The organism is Klebsiella sp. Q11 (assembly GCF_964241505.1).
Lineage (GTDB): Bacteria > Pseudomonadota > Gammaproteobacteria > Enterobacterales > Enterobacteriaceae > Klebsiella > Klebsiella michiganensis.
In genome coordinates, this window is record NZ_CAXSXW010000023.1 from 24,974 (window position 1) to 45,922 (window position 20,949).

Here is a 20,949-nt window from a genome sequence, read left to right on the forward strand (position 1 = left end):
TACCAGACAAGGTGAACAGTAATATTAATCGTCGCCAATGATTTTTAGCGAGGCCATGTCAGAAGAGTTAATCGTGTGGCCAGAAAAAGCGATTTTTTTTACGCAGCGCTTGTTATCGTTGTCGCTATTAATGTTAATCCAGTCGGTGGTTGCCCCCTGTTTGATGGTTGATGGAACGTTGAGGCTCTGGCTGGCGCTATTGCTGGCTTTAAAGTACACCGTCGCGCCGGAGAGCTGGATGTCGCCGCGATCGGCAGTGAGCTGGATACGCTTAATCACCCGGCATACCGGTAGCTTCAGCGTGAGATCGTTAGTCTCATTTCGCGGCATGGCGACAATCCCTAAAATTTTATGATCGTTAGCGGATGCTGACGTTATTAAGGCGGTGCTTAAAAATAACCCTGCTGATATATGAATCAGTGATTTCATGAGGATTTCCTGAATATTGGATGAGTCATAGCGGGGGCGTATTTTATCACCGGAACTTTATTGTCTTTAGCACGTAATCATTGCGGATTATGTCAATTGTTTTATGAATATATTTAACTTTAATTATTATCATTAATTATATTTTGTGCGTTTTTAGGCCCGCTTTCCGGACCGCTTATGAGGCCTGCTTGCCACCCGTCGGCGCGGGCAGGGCAAAAATTTTTTTGTATCCCCCCTTGATGCCGCGGTGGGCGACCCCATCTTGTAGTCAACCGCAGTGAATGAACCTGAAAAAAAATGATGTCTGGGTAGTTGAAACCGCACGTTTCGCCCTTATTACAGGTTCACAACCACATGTTGACTGAATTTTTAGTGGAGACGTTTAGATGGGTAAAATTATTGGTATCGACCTGGGTACTACCAACTCTTGTGTAGCGATTATGGATGGCACTACTGCACGCGTGCTGGAGAACGCCGAAGGCGATCGCACCACGCCTTCTATCATTGCCTATACCCAGGATGGTGAAACTCTGGTTGGTCAGCCGGCTAAACGTCAGGCAGTGACAAACCCGCAAAATACCCTGTTTGCGATTAAACGCCTGATTGGCCGCCGCTTCCAGGACGAAGAAGTCCAGCGTGACGTTTCTATCATGCCGTACAAAATCGTTGCCGCAGACAATGGCGACGCATGGCTTGATGTGAAAGGCACTAAAACCGCACCGCCGCAGATCTCTGCCGAAGTGCTGAAGAAAATGAAGAAAACGGCTGAAGATTACCTGGGTGAACCGGTAACTGAAGCGGTTATTACCGTACCTGCTTACTTTAACGATGCTCAGCGTCAGGCAACCAAAGACGCCGGCCGTATTGCAGGTCTGGAAGTCAAACGTATCATCAACGAACCGACTGCCGCTGCGCTGGCTTACGGTCTGGATAAAGAAGTCGGCAACCGCACTATCGCGGTGTACGACCTCGGTGGTGGTACCTTCGATATCTCCATTATCGAAATCGACGAAGTTGATGGCGAAAAAACCTTCGAAGTTCTGGCGACCAACGGTGATACCCACCTGGGCGGTGAAGACTTCGATACCCGTCTGATCAACTACCTCGTTGACGAGTTTAAGAAAGATCAGGGCATTGACCTGCGTAACGACCCGCTGGCGATGCAGCGCCTGAAAGAAGCCGCTGAGAAAGCGAAGATTGAACTCTCTTCCGCTCAGCAGACCGACGTGAATCTGCCGTACATCACCGCAGATGCCACCGGTCCGAAACATATGAACATCAAAGTGACCCGTGCGAAACTGGAAAGCCTGGTAGAAGATCTGGTTAACCGTTCCATCGAGCCGCTGAAAGTTGCTCTGCAGGATGCTGGCCTGTCCGTATCCGATATCCAGGACGTTATCCTGGTCGGTGGTCAGACCCGTATGCCGATGGTGCAGAAAAAAGTTGCTGAGTTCTTCGGTAAAGAGCCGCGTAAAGACGTTAACCCGGACGAAGCCGTTGCCATTGGCGCTGCTGTTCAGGGCGGCGTCCTGACGGGTGAAGTGAAAGACGTTCTACTGCTGGACGTTACCCCGCTGTCTCTGGGTATCGAAACCATGGGCGGCGTGATGACTGCGCTGATCAATAAGAACACCACCATCCCGACCAAGCACAGCCAGGTGTTCTCAACTGCTGAAGACAACCAGTCTGCGGTAACCATCCATGTTATTCAGGGTGAGCGTAAACGCGCATCGGATAACAAATCTCTGGGTCAGTTCAACCTGGATGGTATCAACCCGGCACCGCGCGGTATGCCTCAGATCGAAGTGACTTTCGACATCGATGCTGACGGTATCCTGCATGTGTCCGCGAAAGATAAAAACAGCGGTAAAGAGCAGAAGATCACCATCAAAGCCTCTTCTGGTCTGAACGAAGAAGAGATTCAGAAAATGGTACGCGATGCTGAAGCTAACGCGGAAGCTGACCGTAAGTTTGAAGAACTGGTACAGACCCGTAACCAGGGTGACCACCTGCTGCACAGCACGCGTAAGCAGGTTGAAGAAGCAGGCGATAAACTGCCGGCTGACGATAAAACCGCTATCGAGTCTGCGCTGACCGCGCTGGAAACTTCGCTGAAAGGTGAAGATAAAGCCGATATTGAAGCGAAAATGCAGGCGCTGGCCCAGGCTTCCCAGAAGCTGATGGAAATCGCTCAGCAGCAGCACGCTCAGCAGCAGGCTGGCGGCGCTGACGCTTCCGAGAGCAACGCGAAGGACGACGATGTTGTTGACGCTGAGTTCGAAGAAGTGAAAGACAAAAAATAATCGCCCTTTGAACGGGTAAAACACTGGCACGGGCGAAGAGGTTTCCTCTCCGCCCGTGCACGCATGTTAAGGGGCTGAAAAACACCAATGGCAAAGCAAGACTATTACGAGATTTTAGGCGTTTCCAGAACAGCGGAAGAGCGTGAAATCAAAAAGGCGTATAAGCGCCTGGCCATGAAGTATCACCCGGACCGTAACCAGGGTGATAAAGAGGCTGAAGCTAAATTCAAAGAAATCAAAGAAGCGTATGAAATCCTGACCGATGCCCAGAAGCGTGCAGCCTACGATCAGTACGGTCACGCCGCATTTGAGCAGGGCGGCATGGGCGGCGGCGGCGGTGGTTTTGGTGGCGGCGCGGATTTCAGCGATATCTTTGGCGATGTTTTCGGCGATATCTTTGGCGGCGGACGCGGTCGCCAGCGCGCAGCGCGCGGCTCGGACCTGCGCTATAACATGGATCTGACGCTCGAAGAAGCCGTTCGCGGCGTAACCAAAGAGATCCGTATCCCGACTCTGGAAGAGTGCGACGTTTGCCACGGCAGCGGAGCCAAAGCGGGTAGCCAGCCGCAGACTTGCCCAACCTGTCACGGTGCGGGCCAGGTCCAGATGCGCCAGGGTTTCTTCGCCGTTCAGCAGACCTGTCCGCATTGCCAGGGGCGCGGTACGCTGATTAAAGATCCGTGCAATAAATGCCACGGTCATGGTCGCGTTGAGAAAACCAAAACGCTGTCGGTTAAAATCCCGGCGGGCGTCGATACCGGCGACCGTATTCGTCTGGCAGGTGAAGGTGAAGCGGGCGAGCATGGCGCACCTGCTGGCGATCTGTATGTACAGGTCCAGGTTAAGCAGCACGCCATTTTCGAGCGTGAAGGAAATAATCTGTACTGCGAAGTCCCGATTAACTTCACCATGGCTGCTCTCGGCGGAGAGATTGAGGTTCCGACGCTGGACGGTCGTGTAAATCTTAAAGTGCCGGGCGAGACGCAGACAGGTAAGCTGTTCAGGATGCGCGGTAAAGGCGTGAAGTCCGTGCGCGGCGGTGCGCAGGGCGATCTGCTGTGCCGCGTGGTGGTTGAAACTCCGGTTGGTCTTAACGATAAACAAAAGCAGCTGCTGAAAGATCTTCAGGAGAGCTTTGGTGGACCAACGGGTGAGAAGAACAGTCCGCGCTCTAAAAGTTTCTTCGATGGTGTGAAGAAGTTTTTCGATGATTTGACGCGCTAATTGCTATTCATTTCCTGACTTTCTCCAAGCCCGGGCCTTCGTGCCCGGGCTTTTTTCTATCCGGCTTCCACACTATTTAAATTAACCTATTATTTATCAGGGCTAACAATTGATTTATTTTGAGTATTATCTATATTGCTTTTTTCATTTTTAGAGGCCTGCAGCGGATGGGATCGAAAGGTGCCAATAAGGATTTTGATTATAATTTAATCAAGACTCTTGACGCTGTTATTTCGGCTGGAAATGCTGCTAAAGCAGCCAAAAAACTTGGAATTACCCCTTCTGCCGTGTCATTGGCGCTCCGCCGTTTACAAGGGTATTATCAGGAAGAGTTGTTTGTTCGTGGTAAAGATGGTTTGTTACCTACCGCGAAGGCGATTGAAATCTATCAAAATTTCCGTCAGGTGATGGAATTGGTAGAGAGCACATTTATTTCCGACAAAAAAGATAACGCTGACGCCAGGATGACTATTTTAGGCGGAGATATCGTTGAGACTTACTACCTCTCTCAGCTTTATGCAGACGATATCTTTGAGCACGTGTTACTAAATCATTATTCATCACGAAATCTTTCCCGCGAGGTGCTGGCTGATTTACTACTCACTGCGGAATGCGATCTTCTGATTAGCAGCGAGCCGTTGAATATCCCGGGAATTGATAATCAGCTTATCGACAGCTTCAGGAGCTTTGTTTGCATTTTCGCCAGCAACCATATCCTGAGTACCTTACCTCATATCTCATTACATCATTTCTATTCTTCTCGTCACGCGATGTATCAACTGGGTAGGTATTCTCCGATGATTATAAATGATAAAGGCCTTTTTAAAGATAATCTTTATTATAAAGGATCACGCATTATCGGCTATCGCACCGATTCACTTAATGGGATGTTAAGTATGATTGAACGCACCTCATTAATCGCATTAATGCCGTTAAAGCTGGCACTTTTTTATAAAAATCAGCGCAAATATGATATTAAGTTTGTTCAGCCGCCACCTGAACTCACGTTCAAATCTATACAGATTTATGCATCATGGGACAAAAATAGTAAAAATATATCCATCATTAACGAAGTTGTCTCCCGGTTACACACGCTGTCATCATTTCGTCGCTGAGGAGTATCTTTTCAAACACTATATCAAATATGGTTTGGTTTGATACTCTTTGATTATTTTAAAATAGTCAACCTACCTACACTCTGGTGGTGCCTTTTTATATGAGTTAATCAAGGAGTGTACTATGTCTATTCCCAACCATCTCGAAACCACGGAAGTCGTTTTGCTGGAAGTCGAAATATTGTTCACAATTATTGCTACCGGCGCCTGGGGGGGATTTGTTAGCTATCTTATCCGCCGTGATAAGCAAGAGGGTGACGACCATTCCCATAAGGGAATTATGCACTGTCTGACCCAGGTGGTGGTTTCCTGTTTTACCAGTTTTTTGCTCAGCGCTGTGGCGATTGAAAAAGAGCTTAGTTTTAATATGGTGCTAATCGCCGCCGGTCTTGGCGGAGTATTCGCAGGGCCGATTTTAAAAATTCTTGGCGAGAAAATTAAAAAAGCGCTGGACGACGCAAAAATACATTAACTACATATTTAATGTATATCGATCATGATAAAAGGCTCATCCCTGAGTCTTTTATTAGCTATAATTAAATGATCGTGTTATTTGACTCTGGCTTTCATCCAGCCAAAAATGAACTCTTCATTTTGTCTGTTTTTTTCAGTGATATCCAGGTAGTAGGCGCCCTGGCTACAGTTAAGCGCTTTGACTAATACCTCCTCCCCCTGCTGACCCCGCAAGGTCAGAAAATGCTTGAGGGCCGCGAGCGTTCGGGGGCCAATCTTGCCATCGGTGTTGATATCCTGGTAGCTTCTTTCTTCCCGATTGAGTGCATTTAGCCAGCGCTGTAGCCACACGCAGGGATAGTGGGGGCCAATATTGACTGCGGCATCGCAGAGTTCAAAGGAAATGGGCCAGGAGAGTGTTGATATCTGCTCGAAGCCGGGTTTAATCCAATAATCCTCTTCGAGAATAGAAAATGCTTCAGTGCGCGTCAGGTTGATCATCTCACCGGTATAACCATGGGCCCGGGCTGTTGCCTCAGTGATTCCCCAGTTGGTTGCACCACCTTTATCTTTCGGGTTCAGGCTATAACCGCCTTCCATCGCCAAAATACCATCAATGATTGGGTTCATTTTTTCTCTCCTTGAATTAATGAATATGCAAATACATCACTGTGCCGAGGGTGACAGAAAATACCGTGGTTAATGCTGCCAGCGTCTTTCTGAAAACCTGTCTTTTATTTTCTTTCTTTTTGCTTTCCATTGCTTTAATCGGGATCTCTTTATTAACCTGAATGCCTTGTCTGGGGATGGTGATGAAGAGATCGTTTATTCCAAGTGACTTCAGGTCTCGTCTGATCAGGTAGAGTATTTGCGTTAAATTTGCATCATTGACAAAATGGCTACGACTTCCCCATAACTCTGTGGTTATTTTTTGGCGCTCAATAATATCCATATCAGCATTTTCGATGATGAAGCTAAGACACTTTGCCCTCATTGCCGTCATTTTAATGACCTTTGAGTTGGAAGCGGTTCTCAGTTCATACTTTCCTTCATTATAAACGCAATTGTCGTTGATGAGATAAGTTTTCATATTGTCGTCCTTTAGATATGATCCTGTTTTCTTGCGTTAAATATATTGTACGAGAATTGTCTTAATCTATTACTTGTCATCCGTATTATTGTAATGTCATTTGATGGTGAGAGCTTAATCACATAATCTCATGTAAGTTAAATGATATTTAACTAGTTGATTAATGATATTTACTATGCTGCTGATGTTTTAACCCTGCTTTGATGAGATGCGTTTACCTGCTGATGAGCCGGAGATTATTACTATCATTTTAGCCTCATAAATTAGTACGAGGCCCGTATCGAAAACGTGATGTTTTGTGATTAGCCATCACCTCGTAAGGATTGGATTATTGGCCCGGCAGAACGAACTGCGACAATTTTTCAAACTTAAAAGGAAATTAAACATGGCTACCAGCAAATTGATTCAAGGCGATACGCTGACCGAAACCAGCAACGCCGCTGACGGCTTTAACCCGGCAACAGAAGTGAGCGCATACAGCTATACCTCCGCTCGCGTCGCTAAACCGGTCTATAACAAATACAAAGCCTCCACCAGCAAACCCAAAGTCTTCGGCTACTACACCGACTGGTCACAGTATGACGGTCGTCTGCAGGGCGATGATTCAAAAGATAACCGCGGTCGCGGCTACGACCTGTCCAACGTCTCCCCTACCGCCTACGACAAAATCATCGTCGGTTTCGTCGGCGTGACCGGCTTCCACAAAGTAGACAACCTGTGGCGCGACGTGGTTGCTGAAGGTGCCGATCAGTGCGGGAAAGTCAAATATGAGCCGACCTTCCTCGACCCGTGGGGCGACTTCCAGTCTTACGTTAACGTTGGCCACACCGTCAGCGGCTGGGATGTCGATCCGAAGACCGTGACCCAGAGTAATACTAAAGGCCTGCTCGGCGGCCTGCGCGATCTGCAGGCCAAAGCGAAGCAGCAGGGCCACGACCTGGTGCTGTCCATGAGCATCGGCGGCTGGAGCATGAGTAACGGCTTCCACGAAACCGCGGCTTCTGATTCCGCGCGTAAAACCTTCGCCAAAGGCGTGGTAAAACTGTTCAAACAGTTCCCGATGTTCAGCGAAGTGGATATCGACTGGGAATATCCGAATGCCGAAGGCGCGGGCAACCCGTACGGCCCGGAAGACGGCGAGAACTACGCGCTGCTGATTGGCGAACTGCGTAAGCAGCTGGATTCCGCCGGTCTGAGCAACGTCAAAATCTCCATTGCCAGCTCCGCGGTGGTGAAGACCTTCGACTACTCCAACGTGAAAGCGCTGATGCAGGCCGGTCTGTACGGCATCAACGTGATGACCTATGACTTCTTCGGTACGCCGTGGGCGGAAACCCTGACTCATCACACCAACCTGAAGGCGCTGGAAGAAGGCGGCTGGGCGGTCGATACCATCGTCGACCATCTGCTTGCCGAAGGCTTCCCGGCAGAGCGCATTAACATTGGTTACGCTGCCTACACCCGTAACGGCCGCAACGCGGAGCTGGAATCCCTGTCTCCGCTGAAGGGCACCTATAACCCGGGTACCGGCAACACCGTCGGCTCCTTCGAATCGGGGACCACCGAATGGTACGACACCATTTATAACTACCTGGATCTGGAAAACCAGAAAGGCCGTAACGGCTTCAACGTCTACACCGACAAGGTTGCCGACGCAGACTACCTCTACAACCCTGACAGCAAACTGTTTATGTCCCTGGATACGCCGCGCACGGTGAAAGCCAAGGGCGAATACGCCGCCAGCCTCGGCCTGGGCGCGCTGTTCACCTGGACAATCGACCAGGACAACGGCGTGCTGGTTAACGCCGCCCGTGAAGGTCTGGGCTATGAAATAGCGTCTGAAGTTATCGATATGGAGCCGTTCTATTTCGAAGGCATCAACGTCGACCCGGCGGATACACCGGATGAAGAGGATGCGACTACCGACGTGAACCACGCGCCGAAAGCCGTCGTTGAACTGCGCGTCGTCGGCGGTTCTACCGTACAGCTTTCCGGTGAAGGATCCTCTGACGAAGATAAAGACGATATCACCTTCAGCTGGGGTGTTCCGTCTGAAATCACCGTGGCTGACAAAACCGTTCCTGTGATCGAGTTCGTCGTTCCGGACGTTTCCGTTAAAACCAACTTCCAGTTCACCCTGTTTGTCCGGGATGTCTGGGGCGAGCCTTCTTCCCAGCAACGTTTCGTGCTGGTCGCCGTTCCGGCTGCGTCTCAGATTCAGCCTGAGCCGGAAGAGGAAGATAGCGTTGTGCCAGTAGAGCCGGAAGAGGATACCACGCCGGCAGAAGATGAGACTTCGGGGGATGACGCGACTACGCCTTACCCGCTGTGGGATGCCGCTACCGTGTACGGTGGGAACTGGGGATCATTCGAAACGGTAAGCTGGAAAGGCCATAACTACCAGGTGAAATGGTGGTCTCAGGGCGACCAGCCGGACCTGAACTGCGCTGCGGGCCAGGCGTGGACTGACCTTGGTGCTTACTAATCTTTTTCATTAAAGGAAAAGGATTGAGTTCAACAATACAAGCCCCGGAAAACCGGGGCTTTTTCCACCAGGGAACGAGGAGTGTTGTCAATGACGGTCTCGATTAAAAACAGCCAGATCGATGTGAATAGCTGGTATCAAAAAATCACGTTAACCATCACCAATGAAAATAACCGTGCCGTGGATATGAATCATGCGGTCATTAGCTTTACCGGGTCCGGCCATCAGGATCCGTGGGGAAATTTTGGCGGTACACTCAAAGGGGACATGCCTCTTACGTTAAGCGGTAAATCACAGGGGACCGTTGACGTCAATGAAATCATTATTAATAACAGCCGGCAGCTGTTACTGCAGCCGGGCGAAAGCGGTACGTTATTCTTCAGTTTTGCCGCCACTCAGGTTCCGGTAAAACTCTCGACCTTCACATTAACGCTGGCCTCTTCGGCACAAGACGAGACAACGGATGACGCTGCAGATGAGGTTGAGCCAGAACCTGAAGTTCCCGCCGATGATGATACTGATAGCCTGAAGCCCGAACCTGAAGACAATATCCCTGCTGATGAGGAAACGGATGAGGTTGCTCCGGAACCTCAAGAGCAGGGCGATGATGCGGTTAAGGAAGAGGAAGGGATAGTTATTGCGGCAAGCCAGCTGAGTACGACCAGCTGGTATCAGCGCGTCACCCTGACGCTGACCAATCTCTATTCCCACTCTATCGATCTTAATCAACTTAAGCTGGAGTTTACCGCCAGCGGGCATCCCGATCCTTACAGCCCGTTCAGCGGTTCTTTGCTCGGCAATAAGCCCGTGACGCTGGGCAGCGACGGCGGTTGGCCCATCGAGAAAAATACGATTACCATTCATCATGATGGCGAGTTCTGGCTGACGGCCGGGGCCAGCGCCGAGCTGCAGTTCTTTCTTTCCGCGACCCAAACTCCGGTCACGATGAGCGGCTTAACCGCAACCCTGGCGCACGATCCTGGCCGTCAGGGGACGATTGAAATTCAGTTTCCACCGTTGGCGGAAAGCACAATCCTCAAGCCGACCATCGATCTGCGCTATCCAGACGCAACATCACAACGCTTTGCCGGCGAGTGGGGGCAGGCTTTAGTCATCGGCGATCTTAGCGCCGGCGATTACGCTATCACCGTGCTGGAGCTGTGCAATGATGATATGCGGATCGCGCCCGTTGAATCGACGTATCCGCTTAAGCTTGTTTCCGGCCATGACGCCCAGACCTGCCGGGTTGCGTATCAACCGCCAGTACCGTTGGCTTCGGTACGCCTGACTGTCGATGGCCCTGAGTTCATCGGCGCGGAAATGGTGGTTGAGCTGTGGACGGAATCTGGTGTCTGCGAAAGAACCCTGACAATGCCCGTCAATCAAATGCAGCTGGTGACCCGGCTTACCGCGGGGCACCGCTATCAGATGGGTTTGCAACCTGCGGTTATCAATAACCAGATGGTGACGACTCCCGCCCAGCCGACTATTTTTACCCCTGAACAAGGGGTGGCGAAAGAGGTGCTCGTCGGTTTCCGGCAGACGGAGGTTGATAGCCATGGTTTTGTTGAGGTTCAGGCCACTATACTGGGCTTGCCTGAGGGCGTTTCGCCCCAGCGCTATCGGTTCTGCTATGGGCAATATCAATATACTCTGATGCTGGAGAGCACTCCCCATCTGCAAACGCTGGCGATGCCTATGGCTCCTGGCCAGTACAGCGTTGAGGCGCCAGAGGTTTATCTCTCCGGGACGCCGTGGCGCTGTGAACCGGACGCGCCGCTGCGGCTGTTGCAAAGCGTCAACCATATCACCCTGGAGTTTGTTCAGGGCGTTCCCTTGCAGGTTAAAGGCTGGCCAAACTATCTCGCCCACGGTGGCGTGACGGTGAATGCGGCGGACACCGTATCGCTATACCGCGACGTCCCCTTCAGCGCCCTGTTTAAATACGATGGTTTTGATGGCGGCGGTGACCCCGTCCCGGCTGCGGAAGTGGATAAAAACGGCGACGGCTTTCTTGATTATGATTCGCTCCCGATTCACAAAACCGTTCCTCTGGTACGTGAGATTGAAAAAGAGGCGGGCCGTTGCGTAATGCCGGTCATGGTGGTGTATACCGCCAATGCCAGCGGCGGCAGCGCGCTCGCCGATCTCCAGGACGCTCAGCGGTTGCGTAACCATTTTGGCAACTTCATCACCCAGTGTCTCGCGGCGCAATCCTGGAAGGATGACGAGCATCCGGTTCCCGCCACCTTTGTGCTGAACCCCGATTTTCTTGGCGCGATGCAGCAGGAGCCGTATGGCTACGCTGCGGTGCGTCAAGCGAATAGCATGCAGGTTAATGTCCAACTGGCGGCCGCGATTAACGCTTTGCCTGCGCTTCCGGGATTCAGCGCGCCGGTGTTGCCGACTTTCTCTAACGATCTCTACGGTTATGTCCAGGCGATCAACTACCTTGTGCGGCAGTTCGCGCCGGATGTGGCATTCGGCTGGCAGACAAACGTATGGGCGACAGGAACGGCAGATTGGGTACTCAGGCCGAACGCCGATCCGGCCGCGCAGGGGACCGCTATCGCCAACTTTATCAATGAGCTGGGTGTCTATAGCGGTGAGTATGCGCCAGACTTTATCGCCTTTGATAAATTTGAGCGCGATTGCTTTAGCCCTGATGCATTAGCGCACTATGCCTGGAACGCGACCTGCTGGTTTAATTATCTGGGGATGGTAAAACACGCGGCTAAAGCTCTGCGTAAACCGGCAATGCTGTGGCAAATTCCGGGCGGCCATATGCCAACCGTGGATGAAGGCAACAGTAAAATTGCCGCCGCGCATTACGCATCGGGCGGAAGCTTCTTCATGGGCGATGCGCGTATTGGCTGCGATCTCGATACCATCGCGTCAGATCTGCTCAATACGACGGTGAATAGCGCAACTTACGGCGCGGCGACCGTCGGTGACTTTTTACGCCAGGATAAGGGTTACGACTGGGGGCAAATGCAGGCATTGAATCTACCCGGCTACCATGTTTTCTCAGTACTGTGGGGCGGCGGCTCGACGGTAAGCATAACCACCATTCACTCTAATGGTGAAGATGGCGGTTGGCTTGCAGATAAAATGGTTGAGTATTATACCGCACCGGCCTATTTCAGTTAATGTCACATTTACCCCGCCATAGCGCCTGAAAAATGCATCGCTGTTCATAGTGATTCAGAATATTTAATTTCTGAATCACTATTTTTTAGTGTATTTTTATTTCGTGAGAGATAGTTTCAGCAGTTATTTTATTGTTATGTTAATTTTTTGTTTTGCGATTTATTTGTGGTTGTTGAAGTTTACATTAAGAATTTGCGCTTTGTGCTAAGTATTGCGTTTTCGTGCTTGCGGCTAAAAATATACTTCCGGGAGGATGTTTATAATGAATTGAAGATAACCTCCGTTAAGTATATCTTGGGGTAATCTATGATTATGGTAATAATGAAAAATGAAATTAGACGTTGCTGAAAATGATAATGGGAATACCCTGCATTCCTATCTTTTTTCCCAACAGGCTAAACCGCATGCAGCGCTTGATGCACTCTTCGCCTCGCTATGGCCCTTCGGTAAACCTTTTAATTTGGCTCCCGGAGATGAGTTTTTACTGAATTCAGACGGGGAAAATAAAATTGTGCTGCTGGAGTCCGGTATATTTTCGTTTTGCCGCTGTGGCAGCGGACTTCATGTTAATTCCTCTTTTGCTCCCGCCATTATCGGATTAGTCGATAGCTATGGGGTGACCTACAATGTTCCGACCCGGCCAGAACACTTTCTGATAGCAGAAACGAAGTGCAGCGGGCGCGCAGTGTCTCTGCCCGACTTTATCAAGACTGTTGATGAGTGCGATCTGTGGCACGATGTCGCACGAATACTTGCCTATCGTCTGATGGTCATGAGCGTACGCGATCGTGAACTGGTTGGCGTGGACTCTTATCTGAAGGTGAGATCGTTATTAATCGAGCTTTGGGCTTATGCCAGCGAATATCGACAAAGTATTAATGTGCTTAACTTCATTCAACGCCGAACAGGAATATCCCGTAGCCGTACCATGAAGCTTCTCTCTGAACTGAAAAAAGGCGGCTATATAACTATTGATGGCGGCCGTTTAATCGATATGAAAAAATTACCCACGGCTTTTTAATACTTTTCAGGGCAAAGGTGTTTATTAGATTAGTAGTCACCTTTTAAACTTTCTTGGTACAGCAATTGTCGAGATATTCATATATTGATTATCCTGTCAATCATGCTAATGACGTAAAGAGAGATTTCCCATTGGTATAATTTTTAAATATCTTATGGGGACATAAAAAGCGTCGACGATCGCGGCAATCGCTCATGCTTCATCCCATTCACGCTAAGCTAATACGCATAACCTTGAAGATGGCGATACGGATTCTTTCCTTATGGTCCGTTGAGGATGGATCTGGCGTACCTCTGACTTCCTGTCCGGACAACGCAGCGCCCCCACTGACGATCGGACGGCCAATCTCTTAATGAGGGTTAATTCGTAAAAATCGAGTCTAATGGCAATTTAAAACTGATTTTTTCGAGGTTTCCGCATATGTATTATACTTTTATCGAGTTGTTTGCGGATAAGGTGAGGTAAAAGTGAAACATCTGCAGCGTTTTTTTCAGAGCGATGCTTCCGGGGGCATTATCTTAATCCTGGCCGCCATCATGGCCATGTTATTAGCCAATACCGGCATGACCAGCGGCCTGTATCGCTCTTTTCTGGAAACGCCCGTCCAGCTGCGCGTAGGTGCGTTAGAGATCAACAAGAACATGCTGTTGTGGATTAACGACGCGCTGATGGCGGTATTTTTCCTGCTTATCGGTCTGGAAGTGAAGCGTGAAATGAATCAGGGGGCATTGGCCAGCCGTCGCCAGGCGGTGTTTCCGGTGGTCGCGGCGTTGGGCGGCATGGTGGTGCCGGCGCTGGTCTACCTGGCGTTTAACGGCCAGGATTCGATTGCCAGAGAAGGGTGGGCAATTCCGGCCGCCACCGATATTGCCTTCGCGCTGGGCGTACTGGCGCTGCTGGGAAATCGGGTGCCCGCCGCGCTGAAGATTTTCCTGATGGCGCTAGCCATTATCGACGATCTGGGCGCCATTATTATTATTGCGCTGTTCTATACGCACGATCTTTCCGTCGTCTCATTGGTTGTCGCTGCCGGAGCCATTGCTGTGCTGGCGGGGTTAAATCTGTGCGGCGTACGGCGTACTGGGATCTATATTCTGGTGGGCGCCATACTCTGGACCGCGGTTCTTAAGTCGGGGGTTCACGCAACGCTGGCCGGGGTCATTGTCGGCTTTATGATCCCGCTAAAAGAGCAGAACGGCAAATCGCCGGCGAAGCAGCTTGAGCACGTGCTGCATCCGTGGGTGGCATTCCTGATCCTGCCCCTGTTCGCCTTCGCTAACGCGGGCGTTTCTTTGCAGGGCGTCACGGTCGAAGGGCTGACCTCACTGCTGCCGTTGGGTATTATTGCCGGGCTGTTTATCGGTAAGCCGTTGGGTATTAGCGTCTTCTGCTGGCTGGCACTTAAGCTGAAATGGGCTTCGTTACCCGAAGGAACCACCTGTAAGCAAATTATGGCGGTCGGCATCCTGTGTGGGATTGGCTTCACAATGTCGATCTTTATTGCCACCCTGGCCTTCGGTAGCGTCGACCCCGGATTGATCAACTGGGCCAAGCTTGGCATCCTGATTGGATCGATATTATCGGCCGTCACGGGGTACATAATATTGCGTAAGCGCGTAACGGATTCGGGCTACGCGGCTTAACATCTCACGGAGAGCCGCTACGGCTCTCCTGGACATTATCAGGGAGAGAAGCATGTCGCATATCAACTACAACCACCTGTATTACTTCTGGCATGTCTACAAAGAGGGCTCCGTTGTTGGCGCGGCGGAAGCGCTGTTCCTGACGCCGCAAACCATTACCGGGCAAATAAAGGCGCTGGAAGAACGTCTGCAGGGGAAATTGTTCAAGCGCAAAGGAAGGGGGCTGGAGCCTAGCGAATTAGGTGAACTGGTGTTCCGCTATGCGGATCGCATGTTTACGCTGAGCCAGGAGATGCTCGACATCGTTAACTACCGTAAAGAGTCGAATCTGCTGTTTGATGTTGGCGTTGCGGACGCGCTGTCGAAAAGGTTGGTGAGCGGCGTACTGGATGCCGCGGTCGTCGAGAATGAACAGATCCATTTACGCTGCTTCGAGTCGACCCACGAAATGCTGCTGGAGCAGCTAAGCCAGCATAAACTCGATATGATTATCTCCGACTGCCCCATCGATTCCACCCAGCAGGAAGGGCTGTTTTCGGTGAAAATCGGCGAGTGCAGCGTGAGCTTCTGGTGCATGAATCCGCCGCCGGAAAAACCGTTCCCCGGCTGTCTGGAAGAACGTCGACTGCTGATCCCCGGTCGCCGTTCCATGTTAGGGCGCAAGCTGCTGAACTGGTTTAACTCGCAGGGTTTGCAGGTGGAAATTCTGGGCGAGTTTGATGATGCGGCGTTGATGAAGGCCTTCGGCGCGGCGCACAATGCGATATTTGTCGCACCGACGCTCTATGCGCATGATTTCTATAGCGATGAGTCGATAGTCGAGATCGGACGCATGGACAACGTCATGGAGGAGTATCACGCCATCTTTGCCGAACGAATGATCCAGCATCCGGCGGTGCAGCGTATTTGTCATCGCGACTATTCGGCGCTCTTTACGCCGCCTCAGGCATAGGCCAGAACGGTTTCTTGCCGCGCGGAAAATACCCCACCAGTTCATGCGGAAGCATGAGCTGGCTGCGATAACCAGAACGCGAGTCGTGACGTATTACGTGATAAACGACAGGCATAAAAAAACCCGCTTTCGCGGGTTTTTTTACAAAGCGACAACAAGCAGGCGATTAAGCCAGTTTGTTGATCTGAGCGGTCAGGTTTGCTTTATGACGCGCAGCTTTGTTTTTGTGGATCAGACCTTTAGCAGCCTGACGGTCCACGATTGGTTGCATTTCGTTAAATGCTTTCAGTGCAGTAGCTTTGTCGCCAGCTTCAATAGCTGCGTATACTTTCTTGATGAAAGTACGCATCATAGAGCGACGGCTAGCGTTGTGCTTGCGGGCCTTTTCAGACTGAACGGCGCGCTTCTTAGCTGATTTGATATTAGCCAAGGTCCAACTCCCAAATGTGTTCTATATGGACAATTCAAAGGCCGAGGAGAATGCCCGTTTAGCCTTCTTTTGTCAATGGATTTGTGCAAATAAGCGTCGTTTAAACCAACAACGCTTTATTACGTAGTGATGGCGCAAGATTCTACCAGCTTGTTGCAGGCGAATACAGCCTTTCGACCATAAAAATCGACGACCCCGGAGAGATTTTCCCGCAATCTCGCGCTGAGTGAATGAATTCCCGGGATCTTTCGGTGAAGAGGTGCAATCGCTGGTTAACGTCGCCAGTTGTACAAGGTATACTCGGACGATTTTCACTGTTTTGAGCCAGACATGAAGCTGATACGCGGCATACATAATCTCAGTCAGGCCCCGCACGGGTGCGTGCTGACCATTGGAAATTTTGACGGCGTGCATCGCGGGCACCAGGCATTATTGCAGCGTTTGCGCGCAGAAGGTCGCCAGCGTGGCTTACCGGTGGTGGTGATGATTTTTGAACCACAGCCGCTTGAGCTTTTTGCCGCCGATAAAGCGCCCGCGCGTTTAACGCGCCTGCGTGAGAAGCTGAATTATCTGGCCGAAAGCGGCGTCGATTACGTACTGTGCGTGCGCTTCGATCGGCGCTTTGCGGCATTGACCGCCCAGGACTTTATCAGCGAACTGCTGGTGCGCCAGCTGGGCGTCCAGTTCCTCGCCGTTGGCGATGATTTCCGCTTTGGCGCCGGTCGCCAGGGGGATTTCTTGTTACTGCAAAAAGCCGGCGTGGAGTTCGGCTTTGACGTCACCAGCACTCAAACCTTCTGTGAAGGCGGCGTGCGCATCAGCAGCACGGCGGTGCGCCAGGCGCTGGCGGACGACGATCTGCCCCTCGCGGAGACGCTGCTGGGGCATCCGTTTACCATCTCCGGTCGCGTCGTGCACGGCGATGAGCTCGGGCGCACAATAGGCTTCCCGACGGCGAATTTACCGCTGCGCCGTCAGGTTTCCCCGGTAAAAGGGGTCTATGCGGTAGAAGTGACAGGGCTTGGCGACAAACCTTTTATGGGCGTCGCCAACATTGGTACTCGTCCAACGGTCTCCGGCGTGCGTCAGCAGCTGGAAGTTCATCTCCTGGATGTTGTAATGGACCTCTACGGTCGCCATATAGATGTAATACTGCGTAAAAAAATACGTAATGAGCAGCGATTTGCGTCGCTTGATGAGCTGAAAACGCAAATCGCACGTGATGAGTTAACGGCCCGCGACTTCTTTGGGCTAACCGGCCAGGCATAACCCTGACGGTGTTTATCAAACCGAAATACGGAACCGAGAATCTGATGAGTGACTATAAATCGACCCTGAATTTGCCGGAAACAGGGTTCCCGATGCGCGGCGACCTCGCCAAGCGTGAACCGGGAATGCTGGCGCGTTGGACCGATGATGACCTGTACGGCATCATTCGTGCAGCCAAAAAAGGCAAAAAAACCTTCATTCTGCATGATGGCCCTCCTTATGCGAATGGCAGCATTCATATTGGTCACTCGGTTAACAAGATTCTGAAAGACATTATCGTTAAGTCCAAAGGGCTGGCGGGCTATGACTCTCCGTACGTACCGGGCTGGGACTGCCACGGTCTGCCGATCGAGCTGAAAGTGGAGCAAGAGTACGGTAAGCCGGGTGAGAAATTCACCGCCGCCGAGTTCCGCGCTAAGTGCCGCGAATACGCCGCCACCCAGGTTGACGGACAGCGTAAAGACTTTATCCGTCTGGGCGTGCTGGGCGACTGGTCGCACCCGTACCTGACCATGGACTTCAAAACCGAAGCCAACATCATCCGCGCGCTGGGTAAAATCATCGGCAACGGCCATCTGCACAAAGGCGCTAAGCCGGTGCACTGGTGCGTAGACTGCCGTTCCGCGCTGGCGGAAGCGGAAGTCGAGTATTACGACAAAACCTCTCCGTCCATCGACGTGGCGTTCCACGCGGCCGATAAAGCGGCGGTGCTGGCGAAATTTGGCGTGGCCGACGTCAACGGCCCGGTTTCTCTGGTTATCTGGACCACCACCCCGTGGACCCTGCCGGCGAACCGCGCCATCTCGCTCTCCCCGGAGTTTGACTATGCGCTGGTGCAGGTTGACGGTCAGGCTCTGATTCTGGCAAAAGACCTGGTCGACAGCGTGATGAAGCGCGCCGGCATTGCTGATTACACCATCCTGGCGGTGGTGAACGGCGCCGAGCTGGAACTGATGCGCTTTAAGCATCCGTTCCTCGATTTTGACGTCCCGGCGATCCTGGGCGATCACGTCACGCTGGACGCGGGTACCGGTGCGGTGCATACCGCGCCAGGTCACGGTCCGGATGACTATGTTATCGGTCAAAAATATGGCCTGGAAGTGGCGAACCCGGTTGGCCCGGACGGCGCCTATCTGCCGGGAACCTATCCAACGCTGGACGGCGTAAACGTCTTTAAAGCCAACGATGTTGTCGTTGCGCTGCTGTCAGAAAAAGGCGCGCTGCTGCACGTTGAAAAAATGCAGCACAGCTACCCGTGCTGCTGGCGTCACAAAACGCCGATCATCTTCCGCGCCACGCCGCAGTGGTTCGTGAGCATGGATCAAAAAGGTCTGCGCAAACAGTCGCTTTCCGAAATCAAAGGCGTGCAGTGGATCCCTGACTGGGGCCAGGCGCGTATCGAATCGATGGTCGCCAACCGTCCTGACTGGTGTATCTCCCGTCAGCGCACCTGGGGCGTACCGATGTCGCTGTTCGTGCATAAAGAGACGCAGGAGCTGCACCCGCGCACGCTGGAACTGATGGAAGAAGTGGCGAAACGCGTAGAAGTCGACGGCATCCAGGCGTGGTGGGATCTCAATTCCCGCGACATCCTCGGCGCCGACGCGGATAGCTACGAGAAGGTGCCGGATACGCTGGACGTCTGGTTTGACTCCGGCTCGACCCACTCTTCCGTCGTTGACGTGCGTCCTGAATTCGCCGGTCACGCCGCCGATATGTATCTGGAAGGCTCCGACCAGCACCGCGGCTGGTTTATGTCATCCCTGATGATCTCTACCGCGATGAAGGGCAAAGCGCCTTACCGCCAGGTACTGACCCACGGCTTTACCGTTGATGGCCAGGGCCGCAAGATGTCCAAGTCTATCGGCAACACCGTTTCTCCGCAGGACGTGATGAACAAGCTGGGCGCGGATATTCTGCGCCTGTGGGTGGCATCCACCGATTACACCGGCGAAATGGCGGTCTCTGACGAGATCCTCAAACGCGCCGCTGACAGCTATCGTCGTATCCGTAACACTGCGCGCTTCCTGCTGGCGAACCTCAACGGTTTCGATCCGGCAAAAGATATGGTGAAACCGGAAGAGATGGTCGTGCTGGACCGCTGGGCAGTAGGCTGCGCGCAAGCGGCGCAGGACGATATCGTCAAAGCCTACGAATCCTATGACTTCCACGAAGTGGTGCAGCGCCTGATGCGCTTCTGCTCCATCGAAATGGGCTCGTTCTGGCTCGATATCATTAAAGATCGCCAGTACACTACCAAGGCTGACAGCATCGCGCGTCGTAGCTGCCAGACCGCGCTGTACCATATTGCCGAGGCGCTGGTGCGCTGGATGGCGCCGATCATGTCCTTCACCGCTGACGAAATCTGGGGTTACCTGCCGGGCGACCGCGAGAAATACGTCTTTACCGGCGAATGGTATACCGGCCTGTTTGGCCTGGACGCTGACGAAGCGATGAACGACGGCTTCTGGGACGCGCTGCTGAAGGTGCGTGGCGAAGTCAACAAGGTTATCGAACAGGCTCGTACGGACAAGCAGGTGGGCGGCTCTCTGGAAGCGGCGGTGACGCTGTACGCCGATGCCGATCTCGCGGCGAAGCTGAACGCGCTGGGCGATGAATTGCGATTTGTCCTGTTGACCTCAGGGGCGAACGTTGCCGATTATGCGCAGGCTCCGGCCGACGCCTGGCAGAGTGAACTGCTCAAAGGCCTGAAAGTCGTGCTGAGTAAAGCCGAAGGTGACAAGTGCCCGCGCTGCTGGCATTACACCACGGATATCGGCAAGGTGGCGGAACACGCGGATATCTGCGGACGCTGTGTCAGCAACATCGCCGGTGACGGCGAAAAACGTAAGTTTGCCTGATGAGTAAACCGATTTGTTCAACGGGGCTACGCTGGCTGTGGGTCGTCGTAGCCGTGCTGATTATCGATTTAGGCAGTAAATTCCTGATCCTCCAGAACTTCGCTCTGGGGGATACGGTGTCGCTGTTCCCATCGCTTAATCTGCACTATGCGCGCAACTATGGCGCGGCTTTTAGCTTCCTCGCCGACAGCGGCGGCTGGCAGCGCTGGTTCTTCGCCGGTATCGCTATCGGTATCTGCGTGATCCTTGCGGTGCTGATGTATCGTTCTAAGGCGACGCAAAAGCTGAATAATATTGCCTACGCCCTGATTATTGGCGGCGCGCTGGGGAATTTATTCGACAGGCTGTGGCATGGTTTTGTCGTCGATATGATCGATTTCTACGTCGGGAACTGGCACTTCGCCACCTTCAACCTCGCCGATACCGCTATCTGTATCGGCGCGGCGCTGATTGTGCTGGAAGGCTTCTTACCGAACGCGGCTGCGAAGAAACAGGCGTAACAAAACTCGCCCGGCGGCGCTGCC

General features: G+C 52.1%; 16 protein-coding genes. 12 read left to right on the forward strand and 4 right to left on the reverse strand.

Features of this window, described 5'->3' with window-relative positions; translation table 11 throughout:
- Positions 1 to 24 precede the first annotated feature (24 nt).
- Positions 25 to 429 carry a DUF2541 family protein gene (locus ACESQ2_RS26995; protein ID WP_368768142.1) on the reverse strand — a complete coding sequence of 135 codons (405 nt, stop codon included), beginning with the start codon at positions 427 to 429 and terminating at the stop codon, positions 25 to 27.
- A gap of 386 nt (positions 430 to 815) precedes the next feature.
- Here ACESQ2_RS26995 and dnaK point away from each other — a divergent pair, with 386 nt between their 5' ends.
- From dnaK to ACESQ2_RS27015, 4 genes are all read left to right on the forward strand, one after another.
- Positions 816 to 2,732: a molecular chaperone DnaK gene (gene dnaK, locus ACESQ2_RS27000; protein ID WP_004128758.1), complete on the forward strand. Its 1,917-nt coding sequence runs from the start codon at positions 816 to 818 to the stop codon at positions 2,730 to 2,732.
- An 87-nt stretch (positions 2,733 to 2,819) separates the two neighbouring features.
- Positions 2,820 to 3,956 carry a molecular chaperone DnaJ gene (dnaJ, locus tag ACESQ2_RS27005; RefSeq protein WP_014837364.1) on the forward strand — a complete coding sequence of 379 codons (1,137 nt, stop codon included), beginning with the start codon at positions 2,820 to 2,822 and terminating at the stop codon, positions 3,954 to 3,956.
- 167 nt (positions 3,957 to 4,123) lie between these two features.
- Positions 4,124 to 5,071, forward strand: coding sequence for a LysR family transcriptional regulator (locus tag ACESQ2_RS27010; protein ID WP_025106854.1), 948 nt, complete (start codon positions 4,124 to 4,126; stop codon positions 5,069 to 5,071).
- 124 nt (positions 5,072 to 5,195) lie between these two features.
- A complete protein-coding gene (locus tag ACESQ2_RS27015) occupies positions 5,196 to 5,543 on the forward strand; it encodes a phage holin family protein (protein ID WP_046878141.1) in 348 nt (115 codons plus the stop codon).
- A gap of 77 nt (positions 5,544 to 5,620) precedes the next feature.
- On the opposite strand, the gene ACESQ2_RS27020 is transcribed toward ACESQ2_RS27015, so the two are convergent.
- Both ACESQ2_RS27020 and ACESQ2_RS27025 read right to left on the reverse strand, forming a co-directional pair.
- Positions 5,621 to 6,154 (reverse strand): glycoside hydrolase family 108 protein, encoded by a 534-nt coding sequence (locus tag ACESQ2_RS27020; protein WP_046878140.1) that lies wholly within the window; start codon positions 6,152 to 6,154, stop codon positions 5,621 to 5,623.
- Between the two features lie 16 nt (positions 6,155 to 6,170).
- Positions 6,171 to 6,614: a transcriptional regulator gene (locus ACESQ2_RS27025; protein WP_014227858.1), complete on the reverse strand. Its 444-nt coding sequence runs from the start codon at positions 6,612 to 6,614 to the stop codon at positions 6,171 to 6,173.
- Positions 6,615 to 6,999: 385 nt separating this feature from the next.
- Between ACESQ2_RS27025 and ACESQ2_RS27030 the strand changes: the two genes are divergently transcribed.
- From ACESQ2_RS27030 to nhaR, 5 genes are all read left to right on the forward strand, one after another.
- Complete coding sequence (locus ACESQ2_RS27030; protein ID WP_224260765.1) at positions 7,000 to 9,099, forward strand: glycosyl hydrolase family 18 protein; 2,100 nt, start codon at positions 7,000 to 7,002, stop codon at positions 9,097 to 9,099.
- 90 nt (positions 9,100 to 9,189) lie between these two features.
- The gene (locus ACESQ2_RS27035; protein ID WP_224260766.1) at positions 9,190 to 12,249 is read left to right on the forward strand and encodes a chitinase; all 3,060 of its coding nucleotides are present in this window, start codon (positions 9,190 to 9,192) and stop codon (positions 12,247 to 12,249) included.
- A 328-nt stretch (positions 12,250 to 12,577) separates the two neighbouring features.
- Positions 12,578 to 13,270: a winged helix-turn-helix transcriptional regulator gene (locus ACESQ2_RS27040; protein ID WP_025108496.1), complete on the forward strand. Its 693-nt coding sequence runs from the start codon at positions 12,578 to 12,580 to the stop codon at positions 13,268 to 13,270.
- A gap of 467 nt (positions 13,271 to 13,737) precedes the next feature.
- On the forward strand, positions 13,738 to 14,913 hold the full coding sequence (nhaA, locus tag ACESQ2_RS27045) for a Na+/H+ antiporter NhaA (protein WP_025108497.1): 1,176 nt from the start codon (positions 13,738 to 13,740) through the stop codon (positions 14,911 to 14,913).
- Positions 14,914 to 14,965: 52 nt separating this feature from the next.
- On the forward strand, positions 14,966 to 15,865 hold the full coding sequence (gene nhaR, locus ACESQ2_RS27050; RefSeq protein WP_014227863.1) for a transcriptional activator NhaR: 900 nt from the start codon (positions 14,966 to 14,968) through the stop codon (positions 15,863 to 15,865).
- Between the two features lie 166 nt (positions 15,866 to 16,031).
- Here nhaR and rpsT read toward each other — a convergent pair whose 3' ends face one another.
- Positions 16,032 to 16,295 (reverse strand): 30S ribosomal protein S20, encoded by a 264-nt coding sequence (gene rpsT / locus ACESQ2_RS27055; protein WP_003018940.1) that lies wholly within the window; start codon positions 16,293 to 16,295, stop codon positions 16,032 to 16,034.
- Between the two features lie 330 nt (positions 16,296 to 16,625).
- On the opposite strand from rpsT, the gene ribF reads away from it, so the two are divergent.
- The 3 genes from ribF to lspA are packed head-to-tail and all read left to right on the forward strand — an operon-like array spanning position 16,626 to position 20,925.
- The gene (ribF, locus tag ACESQ2_RS27060; protein ID WP_004098483.1) at positions 16,626 to 17,564 is read left to right on the forward strand and encodes a bifunctional riboflavin kinase/FAD synthetase; all 939 of its coding nucleotides are present in this window, start codon (positions 16,626 to 16,628) and stop codon (positions 17,562 to 17,564) included.
- A 44-nt stretch (positions 17,565 to 17,608) separates the two neighbouring features.
- Positions 17,609 to 20,425 (forward strand): isoleucine--tRNA ligase, encoded by a 2,817-nt coding sequence (ileS, locus tag ACESQ2_RS27065; RefSeq protein WP_373171565.1) that lies wholly within the window; start codon positions 17,609 to 17,611, stop codon positions 20,423 to 20,425.
- Complete coding sequence (lspA, locus tag ACESQ2_RS27070) at positions 20,425 to 20,925, forward strand: signal peptidase II (RefSeq protein WP_004098485.1); 501 nt, start codon at positions 20,425 to 20,427, stop codon at positions 20,923 to 20,925. Before ileS ends, lspA begins: the two co-directional genes overlap by 1 nt.
- Positions 20,926 to 20,949: the final 24 nt, after the last annotated feature.

Excerpts from the sequence above, each read along its gene's own strand:
- ACESQ2_RS27025 (WP_014227858.1), bottom strand. The coding sequence starts at position 6,614 with ATGAAAACTTATCTCATCAACGACAATTGCGTTTATAATGAAGGAAAG.
- ACESQ2_RS27035 (WP_224260766.1), top strand. The coding sequence starts at position 9,190 with ATGACGGTCTCGATTAAAAACAGCCAGATCGATGTGAATAGCTGGTAT.
- ACESQ2_RS27015 (WP_046878141.1), top strand. The coding sequence starts at position 5,196 with ATGTCTATTCCCAACCATCTCGAAACCACGGAAGTCGTTTTGCTGGAA.
- dnaK (WP_004128758.1), top strand. The coding sequence starts at position 816 with ATGGGTAAAATTATTGGTATCGACCTGGGTACTACCAACTCTTGTGTA.
- ACESQ2_RS27020 (WP_046878140.1), bottom strand. The coding sequence starts at position 6,154 with ATGAACCCAATCATTGATGGTATTTTGGCGATGGAAGGCGGTTATAGC.
- dnaJ (WP_014837364.1), top strand. The coding sequence starts at position 2,820 with ATGGCAAAGCAAGACTATTACGAGATTTTAGGCGTTTCCAGAACAGCG.
- ACESQ2_RS27030 (WP_224260765.1), top strand. The coding sequence starts at position 7,000 with ATGGCTACCAGCAAATTGATTCAAGGCGATACGCTGACCGAAACCAGC.
- ribF (WP_004098483.1), top strand. The coding sequence starts at position 16,626 with ATGAAGCTGATACGCGGCATACATAATCTCAGTCAGGCCCCGCACGGG.
- ACESQ2_RS27010 (WP_025106854.1), top strand. The coding sequence starts at position 4,124 with ATGGGATCGAAAGGTGCCAATAAGGATTTTGATTATAATTTAATCAAG.
- ACESQ2_RS27040 (WP_025108496.1), top strand. The coding sequence starts at position 12,578 with ATGAAATTAGACGTTGCTGAAAATGATAATGGGAATACCCTGCATTCC.
- lspA (WP_004098485.1), top strand. The coding sequence starts at position 20,425 with ATGAGTAAACCGATTTGTTCAACGGGGCTACGCTGGCTGTGGGTCGTC.
- ileS (WP_373171565.1), top strand. The coding sequence starts at position 17,609 with ATGAGTGACTATAAATCGACCCTGAATTTGCCGGAAACAGGGTTCCCG.
- ACESQ2_RS26995 (WP_368768142.1), bottom strand. The coding sequence starts at position 429 with ATGAAATCACTGATTCATATATCAGCAGGGTTATTTTTAAGCACCGCC.
- nhaR (WP_014227863.1), top strand. The coding sequence starts at position 14,966 with ATGTCGCATATCAACTACAACCACCTGTATTACTTCTGGCATGTCTAC.